Here is a 16,308-nt window from a genome sequence, read left to right on the forward strand (position 1 = left end):
AAGTCATTTATAAAATCACAAAAAGAAAAATAAATACTAACCCTTTAAAACTAAAAATTATGATTTGGGGAATCACATTAATTCTATTAAGTATTATAGCAGTACCATCATTATTGCTATCTAAAAAACCAAACGCGAAAGAACTTTTAGAAAAAATCGAACCGTATCAAGGTTGGATCGGACTTGTATTTTGTTTCTGGGGAATATGGGGAATCATTTCTTCAATCCTTGGTATAGGCTGGCTTGCAACATTCCCTATTCGATGGGTAACCTTTTTGGCAGGAAATATTGTTTCGGCAGTACTAGGATTCATGTTAGGTTTTGGTATGATTAATAAACTTGTACTATCTAAAAATGAAGCGGCCAAAGAGAAAGCCAACCAACTAAGAGCAAAATTAGCTCCAAAACAAGGTAAACTAGGAATCCTTGGTTTAATTGTAGGTGCTGCAATGATCGTATTATCATTTTTGCCTTACTAACATTAACACCTCTATAAAACTTGTTTTTATAGTACTTACAACAGTAACAACTGCCATTTAGCAGAAAAAATCCAAAACATCATGATCATATTTGGAACAGGTTCTTCAACTATTCATCCCACAAAATTAGAAGGAGGAAATTGCCCATATTGTAATACAGAAAACAATATGTGGATACAAGGATATGGAAAATATATTCATGTGTTTTGGATACCGTTCTTTCCTATCGGGAAAAAAGTATACACGGTTTGCGGTCATTGTAAGGGAGCTTTTGAAGAAAAAGAACTTCAGAGTCAGCAATTGATACAGAGTTTTAAAGATTTTAAAAACAATCAAATAAAAACTCCATGGTATCACTATACAGGACTTACGATTCTGGTTGTGTTCATCGCATTACTTACTGTACTGCCTTATTTGGTAAAATAGAAACAACGTAAAATCATATAACTTTTTAAAATGAAAAAACTCGTTTTTATAATGCTCCTAACGTTTGCATCATCTATTTCGCAAGAAAATAGTGAGACTCTAACTATTGTAGGAGAAGCGAATAAGAAGATAGAAGTTAACAACTATTATCTTACAATCTCGCTAAAACAACTCGTTGCAAATGGATATCAGCAACTCGAACCCAAAAGTTTATCACAGGTTAAACAATTATACAGTGATAAGTTAAAGACTATAGGAGTTGATTTTAGCAAGTTTCAAAAGAATGTTCTCTATCAATTGTATGCATCTTACTCAGAAGTAAATGATATTTCATATTACAATTATGCAACAACTTCTGAAGAAGAAGTGATCAAAATCACCAAACAGAGGATGAATGGTTTGACAATTATGCAAGTCGAAGCAGTAGCCAAAGAAAAAAACAATACAGAATGGGCTGCTTTAACACTCACTGCAATTGAAGATGCAAAAGTGAAAGCCAAAAAAACTGCTGATCATCTCAATAAAAAATTGGGGGATATCATAAAGATCGAAAATTCTGATTCCAGAACGCAATACATAAATATGCATAAACCAGAAGAAATTCAAAAACATCTTGTAAAAGTAACTTTTACACTAGAATAATAACGGTGTATATCAATAAATAAATTAACACATAAAATCAAAAAAATGAAAACAAAAATTTTAATCTTAGCAGTTATCCTCGCTTTTGGAAGCAATCTAAATGTCCAAGCTCAAAAATTAAAAAAGTTTGGTAGTTCTATCGAAAAAAAGATAGGTCCAAAAACCATAAAAGTACCTTATACAGATGTTGTATCTTATATGGGATATGCTGCATCTGGTAATGAAGATGAAGTAAAAGACGGTAAGAAATTCTATTACATTTATGTATGGATTCCTGCTGTTGCTCCAGAAATTGGTGTAAGAATGATGTCTCCTGTGGGGAAAACCAAAATCAAAAAAGCAACACAATCAGCAGCATATACAGAAAATGCAAAATCAACTGATTATTTTGACACCTATATTACTTTAGAGCGTTCAGATATTGTTAGTAAGGATAATATTAATGAAGGTGCGGTAAAAAGCGCTAATTGGGTTACTCTAGAACGTAACGATGATAGCAGCGAAATGCCAAAGCAACCAAGCGGAAGCAGCTATAACTCTCTATTAAGATATAAAAGCGAAGCAAGTGATCCTCTTAAAGCACTAACTGTTGGACTATATCGTATCGGTTTTACAACATACAAAACTGGTGAGGTAAAAGGTACTTTCCTAGCAGAAGTTGCAGCTCCTATCAAATTACCTGGAGTAGTAATGGCAAAAACTATCGAAGACTTGAAAAAGGGACTATAAAACGTAAATTGGAATAGTAGCACCTACGGTTATTCCTATGCTTTTTGGTTCAAAAAACATAGGAATAACCTCTTTTCGAATGTCTTTTCTCTAAACCACCAATTTTAAGATGCAAGAAAACGACGATAAACAAAATTCTAAAGAAGAAAAAAAAAATCTTCTCGATGATATCCTGGCCAATGCACTCTCTTCTACAAAAAAATATGAAGAAACAAATGCAGGTCTCGAAACCAAACGATGTAAAAGCTGCGGAGCAGCAAGACCCGAAGACACAGATCTTAAATACTGTGATTTCTGTGGAGACCAATTTTACTAAAAAATAATAATCTTTTAGAAATATGTCAATTAATGAAACACAAAATAGATGGGATGGCTTCCTTAAAAAAATCAAAGATCGATTCGAGGAGATATTAGAAAAAACAGAAGCTGTATTGCCCTTATTATTTGAAGCGACTGATTTTGAAACCACTACATTTCACAATGCCTGGCAAGGAATTTATTCTCAAGCCAATGAACTTATCTGGAAAATAGATAGTACATGGGAAGATAAAGTCGAAGAAGCTTTTGAAGATGCAGGAGCAGAATTTGGTTCTAAAAAATTTATACAAGAAAGAGATAAAGGGTATCTAACAAAATTTGAACTTGAACAAAAACTAAAATCATACGAAGTGAAAATTTTTGCAGATGCTGCAAAAAAATTACTAAAAGAAGTAAAAGACACTTTATCCAAAGATTTTTGTTGTACCCAATGTCAAGCTAAACTCCCGGTAAAAGATAATTTTTTCAGATCCTATTACAGTACTTGTGAATATTGTCAGACTGTAAACACATTCGAGCCAGGAACTAAAGCCAGAAACATCGAACATTTTGCTATTCATGCTCTTGGAGAAGAGGCTGCTTTAGAACACTATCTGCATTATGAAGAACTTAAGTTTCAAAATTATGTACAAGATTCAGAAACGTATGGTACCGAGGAATTAGCAACTCTATATCAAAAATATGTAGAAACCTACTTAAAGAAAAGAATCGAAATCATACCAGATTATAAAGATAGGTACGAAAAAGATCTCAAAGCTAAAACTGCATTCTTAACTAACTATTAGTAATCCTAAAAAAAAAAAATATGTCAAATTCATTTAGAAGTCAACTACGTTCGGTAATCGAATGGCAAAACCCGAAACCCGAAACTCTTTTTGAAAAATGGACAGAAAACGGGGACGAAATTAAAAATGCTTCAAAATTAATCGTAGGGCCTGGACAAGGATGTCTTTTTGTATACGAGGGCAAAGTAGAAGGCGTTTTTGAAGAAGAAGGGCTTTACGATCTTAAAACAGGCAATATTCCTTTTTGGACGACCATCAAAAATATCATGTATACCTTTGAGTCTGCTCATAAAGTGGGAATCTTCTTCTACAGAAAAGCAGAAATGCAAAATATACGCTGGGGAACCCCTTCTCCTATCACCTATAAAGATCCTGTTTATAATTTTCCTGTAGGATTAGGTGCTTTTGGTAATTTTTCTTTCAAAATAACGAAACCAGTCGATTTTTTCACCAATGTTATTGCAGGTGACGACTACTATCCTGTAAAAGCGATACAAAAAGTTATTTTATCCAGAATTACTCAACCTATCAGTGATTTCCTTGCCAACGCTTCATTTAGTTATGTAGAAATTGATAAACATCGTAATGAAATCGCATCATTCTCTCAGAATTCGAGTGCACAAATCTTCGATGAATTAGGTTTTGAACTACTTGATTTCAGGATAGAAGGAACCAGTTTTGATGAAGAAACCAAAACAAGAATTGGTCGAATTGCAGATATGAGTGCCGAAGCCCAGGCAATGAAAGAACTTGGTGTAAGTTACCAGGATTACCAGCAACTTGAGGCATTAAAAAATATGGCAAAAAATGAAGGTGGTGGTAATATCGGTATGCAAATGGGGGCTGGATTAGGAATGGGTCAAATGCTCGGAAATATGATGAATAATCAAGGGCAGCAATCCACACCTCAACAAAATACTCCTCCTCCTCAACCTGAATCTCAACCCCAAAACGATGACCCAGTACAAAAATTAGAAAAACTTAAGAAAATATTTGATGCTGGCCTAATCGACGAACAGGAATACAAACTGAAGAAACAGGAAATATTATCTCAATTCTAAAAACAAAAATCAATCTTTAAAAATTATACATTATGAGTACAGTTAATGAATTATATCAAGACGTTTCAGGAAAGCAAAAAGACGAATATAGACAATATCTAATGACCCTAGATCGTATGGATTGGCATAGTTATGATTACACAACATGGCCATGTGCAGATCTTTCTTTTCAGGATCTTGAAGATGATGAAGATTATGATGTTTGGCCATTTAAACCAAACTTAAATGAACCACATTGGGTGGATCTTAATAACCAATTTAAGTCGGGTATCAGAAGATATGGATATGTAAATAAACTCGAAATGCCAGAGCAAGTTCGTGAGCTTTCTCATGATGATGCTACCAATATCCTTAATGATATCAAAAACCTTAAAGATAGTGACCTTTCAGAATTTAATGATCAGATTCATGAATATGGATTCTCTGATGAAGACCACTTTTTATGGGGAATAGCATTACTAGATTCTGCTGAAGAAAAAGCATACGACGATGCTGACAACTTTTTAAAAGAACAAAAAGCTAAACTGGATGCCCAGATGGATGCTCATGTAGAAGCAGCAGAAGCTGGTGGATTATTAGATCCTATTAATGGCATTGATATGGAAACCTGGGCCGCTGCTAATGCAAAAATAGCTGGAGGTATGGGCTTAGAAGAAGTACTTAAAATTGTAGGAACAGAAAAACCAATCTGGGATGAAGTATCTGCAGAATGGACCGCAAGAATGTCTCAGGATACAACTTTTGCGATTTCTAAGGTATATGGTGATGCTTTTATGAATTCGAACATTGGCAAATTTGCAGATGCAGGAACCGATCAAGAATCTGAAACTGGTTCTCCTGCCGGAAATAGTGATATTTATGAAGATTTCGAACTTTATATTAAAGTTATGTGTCATCAAAATATGGGAGCGGCGCAAGGAAAAGATGCAGCTTCAATCTTGCAAGAATACGGACTTACAGTTACCGATTGGAGTTCTGTAGGTATGCATTGGACTCCAAAAATGGCTACAGATACTCGTATGGCATTAAAAATGGGAGAATTAATGGAAAAATACAATGCAGAATTTGCTTCGGAAAAAGCAGGAGACGATATCGATTTTTAAAAGAAATAGAGTTTTATGTAAGATGGCCTGAGATTCATCTGCAACCCAATTACACTACATTGCAAATCTGATGAAATCAGGTCATCTTGTTTTTAAAAACAAAAAATAATCATGGAAAATAATATCAAACAATTCGGAATACATATTAAGAGTAAAGATAGTTATCTGGCATTTGTAACGATTAACAATACCAGCTTTCCAGAGTTTAGACATCTTAACAAGGTTCCATCTGTACTAAGAGAAAATGATCAAATAGAGATTATTGTATATCTTCAAAATTTTGAAAGTGGATATCTGGTAGCTCAAGCGAGAAAACTAGCTTTGGGAGGGTTTAATGAAGATATAAATTTCAATATAGAGCCTTTAGAAAAAGAAAACATGTATAAGCTTACTACCGATAAGACAATACCCGATGGTAGTTTTTTATTTATTTCTACAGGGTGGAATGAAATCTTAACTGTTTTTCTTGGAGATAGTGAACAAGAAGCCATCGCTTTCTTTTCTGATACTAATTTAAGGCCAGCATATGCTGCTGTTCCTGATCTTGAAGAAACTATTAAAGCTTTTCCAAATTCTCAGAAATTAATAGACTTATTACCAGGATGGAAAGAAATTAAACAATTAGAACGGCAAGAATTAGAATATAAATATGTTGAAGAAGCATGGCAAAAATATCAGGAAACCGAAAAAATTTCACTAAAAATACGGTACCTTAAAGATATGCAAATGGCACTTAATGGTTTCCTTGTTAATCATCCCCAAAGTAATAAATCTGAAGAATGCAGAGAAAGACAAATCGAAATTGACACCAAGCTTCCTGAATTGGAAAAAATGATATAATACCAAAATAATTTATAAAAGATAGTTTTTTTAAAAGTATACCCTCAAAACCTATACCTCTCATCTTTGTACTGTGAGTTTTAGACTTCAAAACAGGGATCAAAAAATAAGTACTAACACTTTAAAACTAAAAACCATGATTTTTGGAATCACATTAATTTTATTAAGTATTATAGTAGCAGCACCATCATTATTACTATCAAAAAAACCAGAGGTAAAAGAATTTTTAGAAAAAATCGAACCGTTGCCAAGCTTGATCAGATTTATGATCGGACTTATATTCTGTTTCTGGGGTGTATGGGGAGTCATTTCGGCAATTTTAAATATAGAATGGATAACAACATTTCCTATCCGGTGGATCACCTTATTAGTTGGGAATATTATGGAAGCTGTATTAGGTTTCATGTTAGTTTTCCGTTCAATTAACAAGTTTTTCGTATTTAAAAATGGAGCTACAAAAGAAAAAGCAAATCAATTAAGAGAAAAGTCAGCATCAAAACAACGTAAGTTAGGAGTTTTAGGAATCATTATTGGCTGCTTGCAGATTGTAGCCTCTTTCTTATTCTATATGTAGTAAGAACATAGAAATAAAGAACAAGTAAATCCTGTTTTACAACCAACAAAATCAAACTATTTTGTTAAAATTGAGAACAATTTTATAATCAATTCAATACGTATCAACAGCAACATAATCACATATAAATAAGACATTTAGTTCTAATAATAAACGCTCATATTTTGCAACTAGATTATAAATTATCACAGCACTAATCTATAGAAAAAAAACGTTATGCAATTAAACATCACTACATTCATCCAAAAACAACTTAAAGAAATTATAGATCAAGCTGTTGCTTCAGGAAAAATTAATCCAGAAGAGCTACGAATGATTATCATTTCGCCCAATAAGACTTTTGATGTACTTAAAGTAACCTATAACAATGCCTGGGACGAGTATTATTATGGATCTGAATACGATGATGCATCGGATATTGGTACAATTTCAATATCCGAATGGTTAGATATTGCAGATACGGCTTTTGAGAAAAGAAAAGAATTAGATACTTCTTTTATTGATCAGGCAACTGAGCAGAAAAAAAAATATACAAAGATAAAGCCTGCGCTTACTTTTGACCATATATCCGACCAATTATATAAAAGTTATTTAATATGCTTGCGTGAAGAATTGATTTTACAAATTGAAAATGCGATAAAAAAAGTAGCTACTTCTTATACTCAAAAAGATTTCAAACATGTTGTTGGTTTTGTCACACATAAACTAACTTTTAAACAGGACGATAATGTAAGAATACTGGCTTTTAATCAACTTAATGGTTCTGGTCCGTTTTATAATGTGATGCTTGCGTTGCCTCAGTCAAAATTAACCTATCCATATCTAAAGTTTTATGACACTGGTTTTTATTTATTTTATCCCAAAAGCAATATATACGAAGGCTCTCAAGAAGAAAGCAATATATACACCTATGACATCAAAAATATCGAGTATGGCTTTATACAATCCAAACATAGGGAAAAAGCTATTTTTAGATTAACCGATGAATTCGAAGATTGGAAACTAGATGGAGGCCATATCGAAGAAGAAGAAGGTGATTTACCAGAAGAAGCTTTTTTTAGTGCTTTTAATAAATTCATGGCACAGTTTCCAAATAAAATAATAGACCCTTTGAAGGTTCCAGATCCTATCAATAACGAAGCTGATTTCACAAAATGGCTAAACACTATACAGGAACATAATCTGGATATCTCATATAAAGCAGAAGAAAAGCTTTATAATTATGGTGAAGAAGCTTTCAGAAAAACACTAAAACTCTTACCTGATACCAATAAAAACTATTCGGATCTTCAAAAATTCTTAACCGCCAGGTTATTTTCTGAAGGACGATATGAAGAATCAACAGCAATTCTTAAATCTATAAAGCAATTATCAGATCATTATAAAGTACATCTGCTAGAAAACTTATATTTCTTGAATCGCAAAGAAGAATTTGATGAGTGTTATGTTTCAATTGAAAGCAAAAGCGCCAAAAAAGATGCATTATTGCCAAAGTGGTTATTTGATATCAGACTATATCAAGATCAGAAAGGTGAACTTAATAGACTAAAAGATGAACTCATTTCTTTTATGTCAGAAAACAAAGGATATACCTCAGCAGCTAGAGCAGCAATAGCATTAACCAAATTATATACAATTCTTGGAGAAAAAGATAATGCTTTATATTGCTTTCAGAGAATTTCCTTCTCTGGTAATACTCACACATTATTTAAAAAAGAGTTTGCCGATTCTCCTTATATGTTTCAAGTATATGATGATTATTTAGCAAAAGAAAAAGAGAAAGAAGATTTTAAATCCAAAGTAAAAGTATCTTCGCTTATTATTCCCGAAACCGATAAACAAGAAATAGAAAAAGTACCTTATGAAGATTGTTATTATCTATCTCATAAAATCGAAGATGTTGATTTAAGTTGGGCTGTGCCTATTAGCAAGAAACAATTCATCGCTGTAAATGATGATAAAGAACTTTTTATAGGTGAAATTACAGATTCTTATGAGATCGTAAAACATACTATCATTCAGTTAGACAAGGAAAAAAGCTATCACTATTCTTATCATAACGAAGTAGTATATGTCTCAGTCTATAATGAGGGAATAGTAAGATACCAAATCCAGGGAAATTCTATTACCCCTATAGAGGATAGTATTAGAAATATTGAAAAAATGCCGAAATATGGTAATCTCAATATTTCTCATGGCCACTTGTATGTTTGTAATAATGAATACCTTGAAATCTTTGATCTTTCTAATCCGGATGCCAATCCGATTTCTTCAGATGTATTTATAGAAAGCGGATATAGCCTTCATATTAACGATGATCTTCTGGTTGTTGGTGCCGGTGCTGGCTTGGTTCTTTTACTGGATATTCAGGATAAAAGCAATCCAACTTATTTATCTAGTATTATAGAAGATAAGACACCCGGAGATATGCATATAGAGTTTTTTGAGCACTATATGGTTACTCGATCTGTAATAGATATAAGTAATCCTGCTGATCCGAAATTTGTCTGTCATAACTGGGACGACCTTGCTCCTATTTATTATTTTTCAGAAAAACCTGATATCCCATTATGTAGTACCGGTAACGAGTTTCTATTTACTACGCTATCTAAAGAAGACAACGGTAAGATTACACTTGTAAATTGGTTAGAAAGTTTAAACAAAGAAAATTTATATTACGAACGATTAACCAGTAATATAGCAACGATGTATGATGGAGATACTGTTATCGGTTTTACTCCATATGATATCTGCATTTTAGAAAAAGATAAAAACCTTGCTCAACAGAAACAAGAATTTGATATTCAGGATATATTAGAAAAGATGGCTATTGAGTGTTTTGAACATTTGGTAGAAAATCATCCCGATTTCAGTATCGGAAAAGTAGTTATGGAGCACAAACCAGATTATGGAGTAATATCACTTTCTTTTCAGGAATGCTCAAGTCCTGCGGTAGTATCTAGTTTTTATGAGGAATCTCAACTCCCCATGGTTTATTCTAATTTTAGCATTTATCCATATTTCTCAGATACTCTAGGTATGAATTTTGATCCCCAGATCATGAAAATGAACTATGATCTTAATAGTATCATAGATAAAATCATCTCGTATGATAGTTTTAATACAATGACTGCAAAACATGTTTCGATACTTATAAATAATGAATCCCGATACTTAGAATTCGCTGATCACGACTGGAATCCTTATCGTGAAATCAGTTCATCACAAGATCCTGAAACTGCCGAAGGCATTATACTTAGTGGTAATGACAACCTTATCAAACAGTTAGAAAATAGAATGATTACCGAAGAAGGTGTTTTTGAAGAGTTGATACATATACTTAATCTGAAAAACCCAGAAGATGAAATTAGAAATACTTCTGGTTCTTTAAAAAATGGAAAAGCTATTTCTAGCAGTTCGACAAAAATCAAACCATCATATATTCAGGGGCCGGTTTTTGGACCAAAACAAGAAAACGATGATTCTAAAGATCTTAGAAAATTAAAAAACCAAGTACTTCGAATCATTGCTTCTCATCCTGACCGAAAAATTGTTAGAAGTATCATATTTAATGGAGCAAAATATAGTATCGCAAAACCTGTCTTAGAAAAAACACCAAATGTTCCCAATATAAAAGAAGGATATGTATCGATTCTTGTAAATAACGGATATGGTCTATGGGACGAATTTTCTGAAGATCCTGAGATCAAAGCATTTTTATTAGATATTTTAGATACTTTAAATGATGAATCTCTAATGGCTAAATTGGCTTATAGATATAAAATATATTCTCATAAATCTATCCACAATCATATCAAAAAATTATTAACTGATACATATGACGTTCTTGACTATTATAATTACATCGGTGATGAACACAGAAATATAATTAATATTTCCAAACTTCCTTTGGCAGTTATAAGATCATTTGAAAAGGAGTTATTAGAAATTTTTGAGCAATTTGAATCTGATACAGATAAAGGGCAAAATCATCGTATAAAAAATATGATCGTACCTATATGTGATATGCTTATCAGGTTAGGCCACGAAAAATTTCCAGAGGAATTGATTTCTAGAGCAAATTCAAGTAAAAGATATAATGAAGAATACGATGACGATCTTTTTGGAGATGATGATTATGAAAACGAAGAAACATTCTTATTACAATTATATCGAAAACAACAGGTTAAACACATACTACAAAGTTTTGAATCTGAAGAAGAAAAACCTATTTGGGATAACACTATAGAACCTGAGCCTTATAAAAAATCATGGTATACTACTATAGATGTATTATTTGAACAAGGAGAACACATCTATGGGGAAGATTTTAAGAATATGTTCATCCAAAAACTATCTAATAACATATCCAAAGATGAAAATTATGATCACGACAGGCTATTAGCTTTTAACTTCATTCATTACACCTATAAGCATATCCAGAAAAGGCCAGAACTGGCAAGCATAGCAGAAATCATTGTTGAGGCTATCACTCAAAACAAAGACAAATTCTCTGAAGAAATTGACTTATACAAAATCAAGGAAAAAAGTAAGTTTGCATTACTTCAGGCTGCCTGGAATGATTTAAAAAATAAAGATCTAGAATTGGCAGAACAAAAAGGGGATGCCATTCTAAAAATAGATCCAGAATTTGGTCAGGCTTATTTTCTAAAAGCACGCTTGCTTTGGTTAAAAAAAGGAATTCCCGCATATCTCGAAAAACAAGAGGAGTATATCAAAAAGGCTTCTCATGATGCAGTAACACTTGCACGGTTATACAATCTAACCGGTTGTGCATTAGATGTAGAGAAACGCTATGAAGAAGCATTACCTTATTTTAAAAATGCCGCATTAACCGCAACCAATGAGCCCATGTATCTTGCTAATATCGCAGAGATATATTATAAACTTAAAAATCCAAAAGAAGCGTTAAACTATGTACAAAAAGCTAAGCAAAGTGGGCATTCTTCAGAAATGATGGATGAAATCTCTACCAATAAAGGAATAATCAATGATGTTGAAGATGGCGATAACACTTAATTGTTGTAAAAAATTAACAAATCATTAACACACAAATCTACAAAAAGGAACTTACTATACTAGTAGGGATTAGAATTGGAGTAAAATACTAGTTGAATACTAAAGAAAATGTAATGCAAAACAATTACTGTTTCAAACTAATTGTATCATCTTTTATATTCTATTCTAATTATAAACTCTCATATTTGTAATTAAATTGATAATCATAGATTATCATAACACTAACCTATAGTGATAAGAAGTGTGTGTATTTATCACTAAAATCAAATCAATTATTTATGAAAACAAAAATTTTAATTTTACTAAGCATATTTGCTTTAGGAACTTCTATTGATGCTCAAGCACAAAAACTAAAGAAATTTGGTGGTTTAACAGAAAAAAAGATAGGCCCAAAAACTATTAAAGTGCCTTATACAGATGTTGTAACATATCTTGGATATGCTGCGCCAGGTAATGAAGATGAAGTAAAAGATGGTAAGAAATTTTATTATATATATGTTTGGGTTCCTGCTGTAGCTCCAGAGCTTGGTATAAGAATGATGTCTCCCGTAGGTAAAAACAAAATAAAAGGAGCTACTCAATCTGCAGGATATACAGAAAATGCTGGATCTAGTGACTTTTTTGACACCTACATTACTTTAGAACGTTCTGATATCATAAGTAAGGATAAAATTACTGGAGAAGCTGTAAAAGGTGCAAATTGGACTGTTTTAGAACGTAATGATGATAGCAGCGAAATGCCTAAACAGCCAAGCGGAAGTAGTTACAATTCGCTATTAAGATATAAAAGTGAAGTTGGAGATCCTCTTAAAGCATTAACTGCTGGATTATACCGTATCGGTTTCACAACATACAAAACTGGTGAGGTAAAAGGTACTTTCATAGCTCAGGTTGCTGCTCCTATTAAATTACCAGGAGTTGTAATGGCCAAAACTATCGAAGAGTTAAAAAAAGGATAATAGTATATACAACCTAATTTAATACACACACCAACGGTTATTCCCATATATTTCTTAAAAGAATATATGGGAATAATTGTTTTATATATATGCCTATAAAGGCATTTTAGACTTCATTTTTTCTACAATAGTATAAGCTGCTGGGCAAATTGCTACATTTTTCAACGTTAAATTAGATATCTGTTGCTTTGTCATCTTTTTTTATAATGTCATAGATTCAAGTAATAAAACATTAAACATTGTCCTGATTCTTTGACAATTCAAAAAATCAGGACAATGAAACATCAGTAATATCTAATTTCACAAAAAATAACCTTACTCCTTTTACCAAAATTAACATTGTTGAAATATAAAAAATGAAAAAAATAAAATATAGTATGATCATGATCATGACTATCGCTATGATCGCATGCTCTAATGACGATGACACCCCAGAAACATCCATAATAACCACTATTACCGTAAAAAACTTTGAAGTCGCTATCGATGAAAACCCAACCATAGGACAAGAAATAGGAACCATAGATGCTTCTACCAATCAGAGAACGCTATCCTATAACCTTAAAGCAGAAAATCCTGAAGGAGCCATCTCTATAGATGCAAAAACAGGAAAAATTACGGTTAAAGACCACATACTTTTTGATTATGAAACCAGAACAAAAATTACTGCCACTCTACTTATAAAAAATGGGAGTGTTAGTAAAGAAGCCAACATAATCATAAACTTAAAAGACGTTAGTGAAACAATCATTACCGTAAAAGACTTTGAAGTCACTATCGATGAAAACCCAACCATAGGACAAGAAATAGGAACCATAGATGCCTCTACCAATCAGGGAACACTATCCTATAGCCTTAAAACAGAAAATCCTGAAGGAGCTATCTCTATAGATGCAAAAACAGGAAAAATTACGGTTAAAGACCACACCCCTTTTGATTATGAAACCAGAACAAAAATTACTGCCACTCTACTTATAAAAAACGGGGACATTAGTAAAGAAAACAGCATAACTATAAACTTAAAAAATATTGGTACTGAAAACATCGCTTTTGCTGATGCAAATTTTAAAAAAGCCCTTATAGAACATACAAATCCCATAGATACTAATACCGATGGGGAAATCTCTGAAGATGAAGCCAACGTTGTAAAAGAACTAAGGATAGATAGTAAAAGTATCACTGATCTTTCAGGAATTGAATATTTCACCGAATTAACTCATCTGTGGTGCAGAAACAATCAACTCACTACATTGGATGTAAGTAAAAACACCAAATTAACTAATCTGTATTGCAACAACAATCAAATCACTACATTAGATATAAGTAAAAATACCGAATTAACTTATCTGTGGTGTAGCATCAATCAACTCACTGCATTGGATGTAAGTAAAAATACCGAATTAATTTTTCTGTCTTTCGACAACAATCAACTTACTGCATTGGATGTAAGTAAAAACACCAAATTAACTTACCTGTATTGTAACAGAAATCAACTCACTGCACTGGATGTAAGTAAAAATATCAAATTAATTGAGCTGTCGTGCAACCATAATCAACTCACTGCACTGGATGTAAGTAAAAACACCAAATTAATTGAGCTGTTGTGCAACCACAATCAACTTACCGCACTAAATATGAAAAACGGGAACAACGATAAGTTTTCATGGGTAGAATTACAATCTAACACTGCTTTATCCTGTATACAGGTAGATGATCCTGATGCTACCTATTTAACAGGATGGTATAAAGACAATACCGCTTCATATTCTAGTGATTGTACACCTTAAAAAAGTAATTAATATTATTAAAATATTACTAGTATCCGAAAGTTAATTTCAAACCTTTAAAAAAGAATGATAGTATATACAACCTAATTTAATACACACACCAACGGTTATTCCCATATGTTTCTTAAAAGAATGTATGGGAATAATTGTTTTATATATGTCTACAAAGGCATTTTAGATTTCATTTTTTCTACAATAGTATAAGCTGCAGGACAAATTGCTACATTTTTCAACGTTAGATTAGATATCTGTTGAAACTTTTTACGATCCGTATGAGGGTACTCCCTACATGCCTTTGGTCTTACCTCATAAATCGCACAGTAATTATCGGTCCCAAGAAAAGTACATGGTGTTTGTTGTAATATCAAATCTCCATCCTCGTCTGTTCGTAGGTATTGTTCTTCAAACTGTCTGGGTTTTATTTTTAAAAACTTCGCAATACGCTCTACATCTTTATCTGTAAATAATGGACCAGTTGTTTTACAACAATTCGCACATTCTAAACAATCTGTGTTACTAAACTCTTCATCATGTAACTCCTGCATGATATGATCCAGTTTTTTAGGCGGTCTTTTTTTAAGTTTAGCAAAGAACTTTTTGTTCTCGTTATGTTTATCTTTGGCCAGTTTTGGTAATTGGTCTATGAATTCTTGCATACTGCAAAAGTAAGACTTTTGAGAGTTCTGATTACCAATTACTAACATATTCAGTTTTAATAAAGACCAATTAAAATCTTTAAAAATATTTTAATCCAATACCTAAAAACGTTTCCCATAATCATAAACCGCACCTCATGAATACAGATATCTTCGGAAAAGCCATCAAAGATTTTTACAATAAAGAATACACAGAAGATATTGTTGTACAGGCAAATGATTTTGATGATGATCATATCCCCATCCCTTACCTGTTTAGAGCGTATGCCGAAATGCCAGGAATAGAACAAAAAGCATTAGAGCTTTCATACGGAAAAGTACTAGATGTAGGTTGTGGTGCCGGAAGCCATAGTTTGTTTCTTCAAAATGATCAAAAGCTAGACATAAAAGCTATAGATATATCTGAGGGTGCTATCGAGGTTTGTAAAAAAAGAGGGATACATCATGCCATGGTACAAGATATTTATGATCATAATAATGCCACATACGATACCATACTATTGTTAATGAATGGCAGTGGTATCATTGGTACTTTAGATCATATTGATCGGTTTTTTACTCATATTAAAACACTTATCGCACCGGGAGGGCAAATTTTAATGGATTCATCAGACATTTCTTACCTTTTTCAAGATGAAGATGGAGGCTTTTGGGTAGATGCCTCTGCCGGATATTATGGAGAAATGCAATATAAATTAAAATATAAAAAACAAGAATCAGAATGGTTTGATTGGTTATACATTGATTATAACACACTTCAAAATGCAGCTAATACCAATGGTTTTCTATCAGAATTAATAGTTGAAGGAGAAAATAATGATTACCTGGCCAGATTTACTTTAGCATAATAATTCTACTTTGACAAGGTATAGAAGCCCTAAGTGAAAATCCCATAGCCTGAGCTTTTTT

General features: G+C 32.5%; 15 protein-coding genes and 1 pseudogene. 14 read left to right on the plus strand and 2 right to left on the minus strand.

Annotated elements, in window-relative coordinates:
* The first annotated feature begins 59 nt into the window (after window positions 1-59).
* The 12 genes from DG435_RS19960 to DG435_RS20015 all read left to right on the plus strand — a co-directional run bounded on the left by DG435_RS19960 (window position 60) and on the right by DG435_RS20015 (window position 12,956).
* A complete protein-coding gene (locus DG435_RS19960) occupies window positions 60-479 on the plus strand; it encodes a hypothetical protein (protein WP_024768909.1) in 420 nt (139 codons plus the stop codon).
* An 81-nt stretch (window positions 480-560) separates the two neighbouring features.
* The gene (locus tag DG435_RS19965; RefSeq protein ID WP_106793664.1) at window positions 561-905 is read left to right on the plus strand and encodes a zinc-ribbon domain-containing protein; all 345 of its coding nucleotides are present in this window, start codon (window positions 561-563) and stop codon (window positions 903-905) included.
* 30 nt (window positions 906-935) lie between these two features.
* On the plus strand, window positions 936-1,547 hold the full coding sequence (locus DG435_RS19970; RefSeq protein WP_106793663.1) for an SIMPL domain-containing protein: 612 nt from the start codon (window positions 936-938) through the stop codon (window positions 1,545-1,547).
* Between the two features lie 45 nt (window positions 1,548-1,592).
* On the plus strand, window positions 1,593-2,276 hold the full coding sequence (locus tag DG435_RS19975; protein WP_106793662.1) for a Lipl32 family lipoprotein: 684 nt from the start codon (window positions 1,593-1,595) through the stop codon (window positions 2,274-2,276).
* A 109-nt stretch (window positions 2,277-2,385) separates the two neighbouring features.
* Entirely contained in the window at window positions 2,386-2,592 is a 207-nt protein-coding gene (locus DG435_RS19980; protein ID WP_074408254.1) for a hypothetical protein, read from the plus strand.
* Window positions 2,593-2,614: 22 nt separating this feature from the next.
* On the plus strand, window positions 2,615-3,379 hold the full coding sequence (locus DG435_RS19985; RefSeq protein ID WP_106793661.1) for a hypothetical protein: 765 nt from the start codon (window positions 2,615-2,617) through the stop codon (window positions 3,377-3,379).
* A 20-nt stretch (window positions 3,380-3,399) separates the two neighbouring features.
* Window positions 3,400-4,440 (plus strand): SPFH domain-containing protein, encoded by a 1,041-nt coding sequence (locus DG435_RS19990; protein WP_106793660.1) that lies wholly within the window; start codon window positions 3,400-3,402, stop codon window positions 4,438-4,440.
* A 32-nt stretch (window positions 4,441-4,472) separates the two neighbouring features.
* On the plus strand, window positions 4,473-5,543 hold the full coding sequence (locus tag DG435_RS19995; RefSeq protein WP_106793659.1) for a DUF6620 family protein: 1,071 nt from the start codon (window positions 4,473-4,475) through the stop codon (window positions 5,541-5,543).
* 111 nt (window positions 5,544-5,654) lie between these two features.
* A complete protein-coding gene (locus tag DG435_RS20000) occupies window positions 5,655-6,383 on the plus strand; it encodes a hypothetical protein (protein WP_106793658.1) in 729 nt (242 codons plus the stop codon).
* 136 nt (window positions 6,384-6,519) lie between these two features.
* A complete protein-coding gene (locus DG435_RS20005) occupies window positions 6,520-6,957 on the plus strand; it encodes a hypothetical protein (RefSeq protein ID WP_106793667.1) in 438 nt (145 codons plus the stop codon).
* A gap of 216 nt (window positions 6,958-7,173) precedes the next feature.
* Window positions 7,174-11,997 (plus strand): hypothetical protein, encoded by a 4,824-nt coding sequence (locus tag DG435_RS20010; RefSeq protein ID WP_106793657.1) that lies wholly within the window; start codon window positions 7,174-7,176, stop codon window positions 11,995-11,997.
* 278 nt (window positions 11,998-12,275) lie between these two features.
* Window positions 12,276-12,956, plus strand: a complete 681-nt coding sequence (locus DG435_RS20015; RefSeq protein ID WP_106793656.1) for a Lipl32 family lipoprotein — start codon at window positions 12,276-12,278, stop codon at window positions 12,954-12,956.
* Window positions 12,957-13,049: 93 nt separating this feature from the next.
* On the opposite strand, the pseudogene DG435_RS25985 reads toward DG435_RS20015, so the two are convergent.
* Window positions 13,050-13,139 (minus strand): annotated as a pseudogene (locus tag DG435_RS25985) (YkgJ family cysteine cluster protein); the annotation flags it as partial.
* A gap of 173 nt (window positions 13,140-13,312) precedes the next feature.
* Between DG435_RS25985 and DG435_RS25865 the strand changes: the two are divergent.
* Window positions 13,313-14,743, plus strand: a complete 1,431-nt coding sequence (locus DG435_RS25865; protein ID WP_108840660.1) for a leucine-rich repeat domain-containing protein — start codon at window positions 13,313-13,315, stop codon at window positions 14,741-14,743.
* Between the two features lie 161 nt (window positions 14,744-14,904).
* Here the strand turns inward: DG435_RS25865 and DG435_RS20030 are convergent, their stop codons facing one another.
* On the minus strand, window positions 14,905-15,399 hold the full coding sequence (locus DG435_RS20030; RefSeq protein ID WP_106793655.1) for a YkgJ family cysteine cluster protein: 495 nt from the start codon (window positions 15,397-15,399) through the stop codon (window positions 14,905-14,907).
* A 137-nt stretch (window positions 15,400-15,536) separates the two neighbouring features.
* Here DG435_RS20030 and DG435_RS20035 point away from each other — a divergent pair, with 137 nt between their 5' ends.
* Window positions 15,537-16,247, plus strand: a complete 711-nt coding sequence (locus tag DG435_RS20035; protein WP_106793654.1) for a bifunctional 2-polyprenyl-6-hydroxyphenol methylase/3-demethylubiquinol 3-O-methyltransferase UbiG — start codon at window positions 15,537-15,539, stop codon at window positions 16,245-16,247.
* Window positions 16,248-16,308 lie beyond the last annotated feature (61 nt).

Source organism: Aquimarina sp. Aq78, from assembly GCF_900299525.1.
Classification (GTDB): Bacteria; Bacteroidota; Bacteroidia; order Flavobacteriales; family Flavobacteriaceae; genus Aquimarina.

Excerpts from the sequence above, each read along its gene's own strand:
- DG435_RS19960 (WP_024768909.1), top strand. The coding sequence starts at position 60 with ATGATTTGGGGAATCACATTAATTCTATTAAGTATTATAGCAGTACCA.
- DG435_RS19965 (WP_106793664.1), top strand. The coding sequence starts at position 561 with ATGATCATATTTGGAACAGGTTCTTCAACTATTCATCCCACAAAATTA.
- DG435_RS19970 (WP_106793663.1), top strand. The coding sequence starts at position 936 with ATGAAAAAACTCGTTTTTATAATGCTCCTAACGTTTGCATCATCTATT.
- DG435_RS19975 (WP_106793662.1), top strand. The coding sequence starts at position 1,593 with ATGAAAACAAAAATTTTAATCTTAGCAGTTATCCTCGCTTTTGGAAGC.
- DG435_RS19980 (WP_074408254.1), top strand. The coding sequence starts at position 2,386 with ATGCAAGAAAACGACGATAAACAAAATTCTAAAGAAGAAAAAAAAAAT.
- DG435_RS19985 (WP_106793661.1), top strand. The coding sequence starts at position 2,615 with ATGTCAATTAATGAAACACAAAATAGATGGGATGGCTTCCTTAAAAAA.
- DG435_RS19990 (WP_106793660.1), top strand. The coding sequence starts at position 3,400 with ATGTCAAATTCATTTAGAAGTCAACTACGTTCGGTAATCGAATGGCAA.
- DG435_RS19995 (WP_106793659.1), top strand. The coding sequence starts at position 4,473 with ATGAGTACAGTTAATGAATTATATCAAGACGTTTCAGGAAAGCAAAAA.
- DG435_RS20000 (WP_106793658.1), top strand. The coding sequence starts at position 5,655 with ATGGAAAATAATATCAAACAATTCGGAATACATATTAAGAGTAAAGAT.
- DG435_RS20005 (WP_106793667.1), top strand. The coding sequence starts at position 6,520 with ATGATTTTTGGAATCACATTAATTTTATTAAGTATTATAGTAGCAGCA.
- DG435_RS20010 (WP_106793657.1), top strand. The coding sequence starts at position 7,174 with ATGCAATTAAACATCACTACATTCATCCAAAAACAACTTAAAGAAATT.
- DG435_RS20015 (WP_106793656.1), top strand. The coding sequence starts at position 12,276 with ATGAAAACAAAAATTTTAATTTTACTAAGCATATTTGCTTTAGGAACT.
- DG435_RS25865 (WP_108840660.1), top strand. The coding sequence starts at position 13,313 with ATGAAAAAAATAAAATATAGTATGATCATGATCATGACTATCGCTATG.
- DG435_RS20030 (WP_106793655.1), bottom strand. The coding sequence starts at position 15,399 with ATGCAAGAATTCATAGACCAATTACCAAAACTGGCCAAAGATAAACAT.
- DG435_RS20035 (WP_106793654.1), top strand. The coding sequence starts at position 15,537 with ATGAATACAGATATCTTCGGAAAAGCCATCAAAGATTTTTACAATAAA.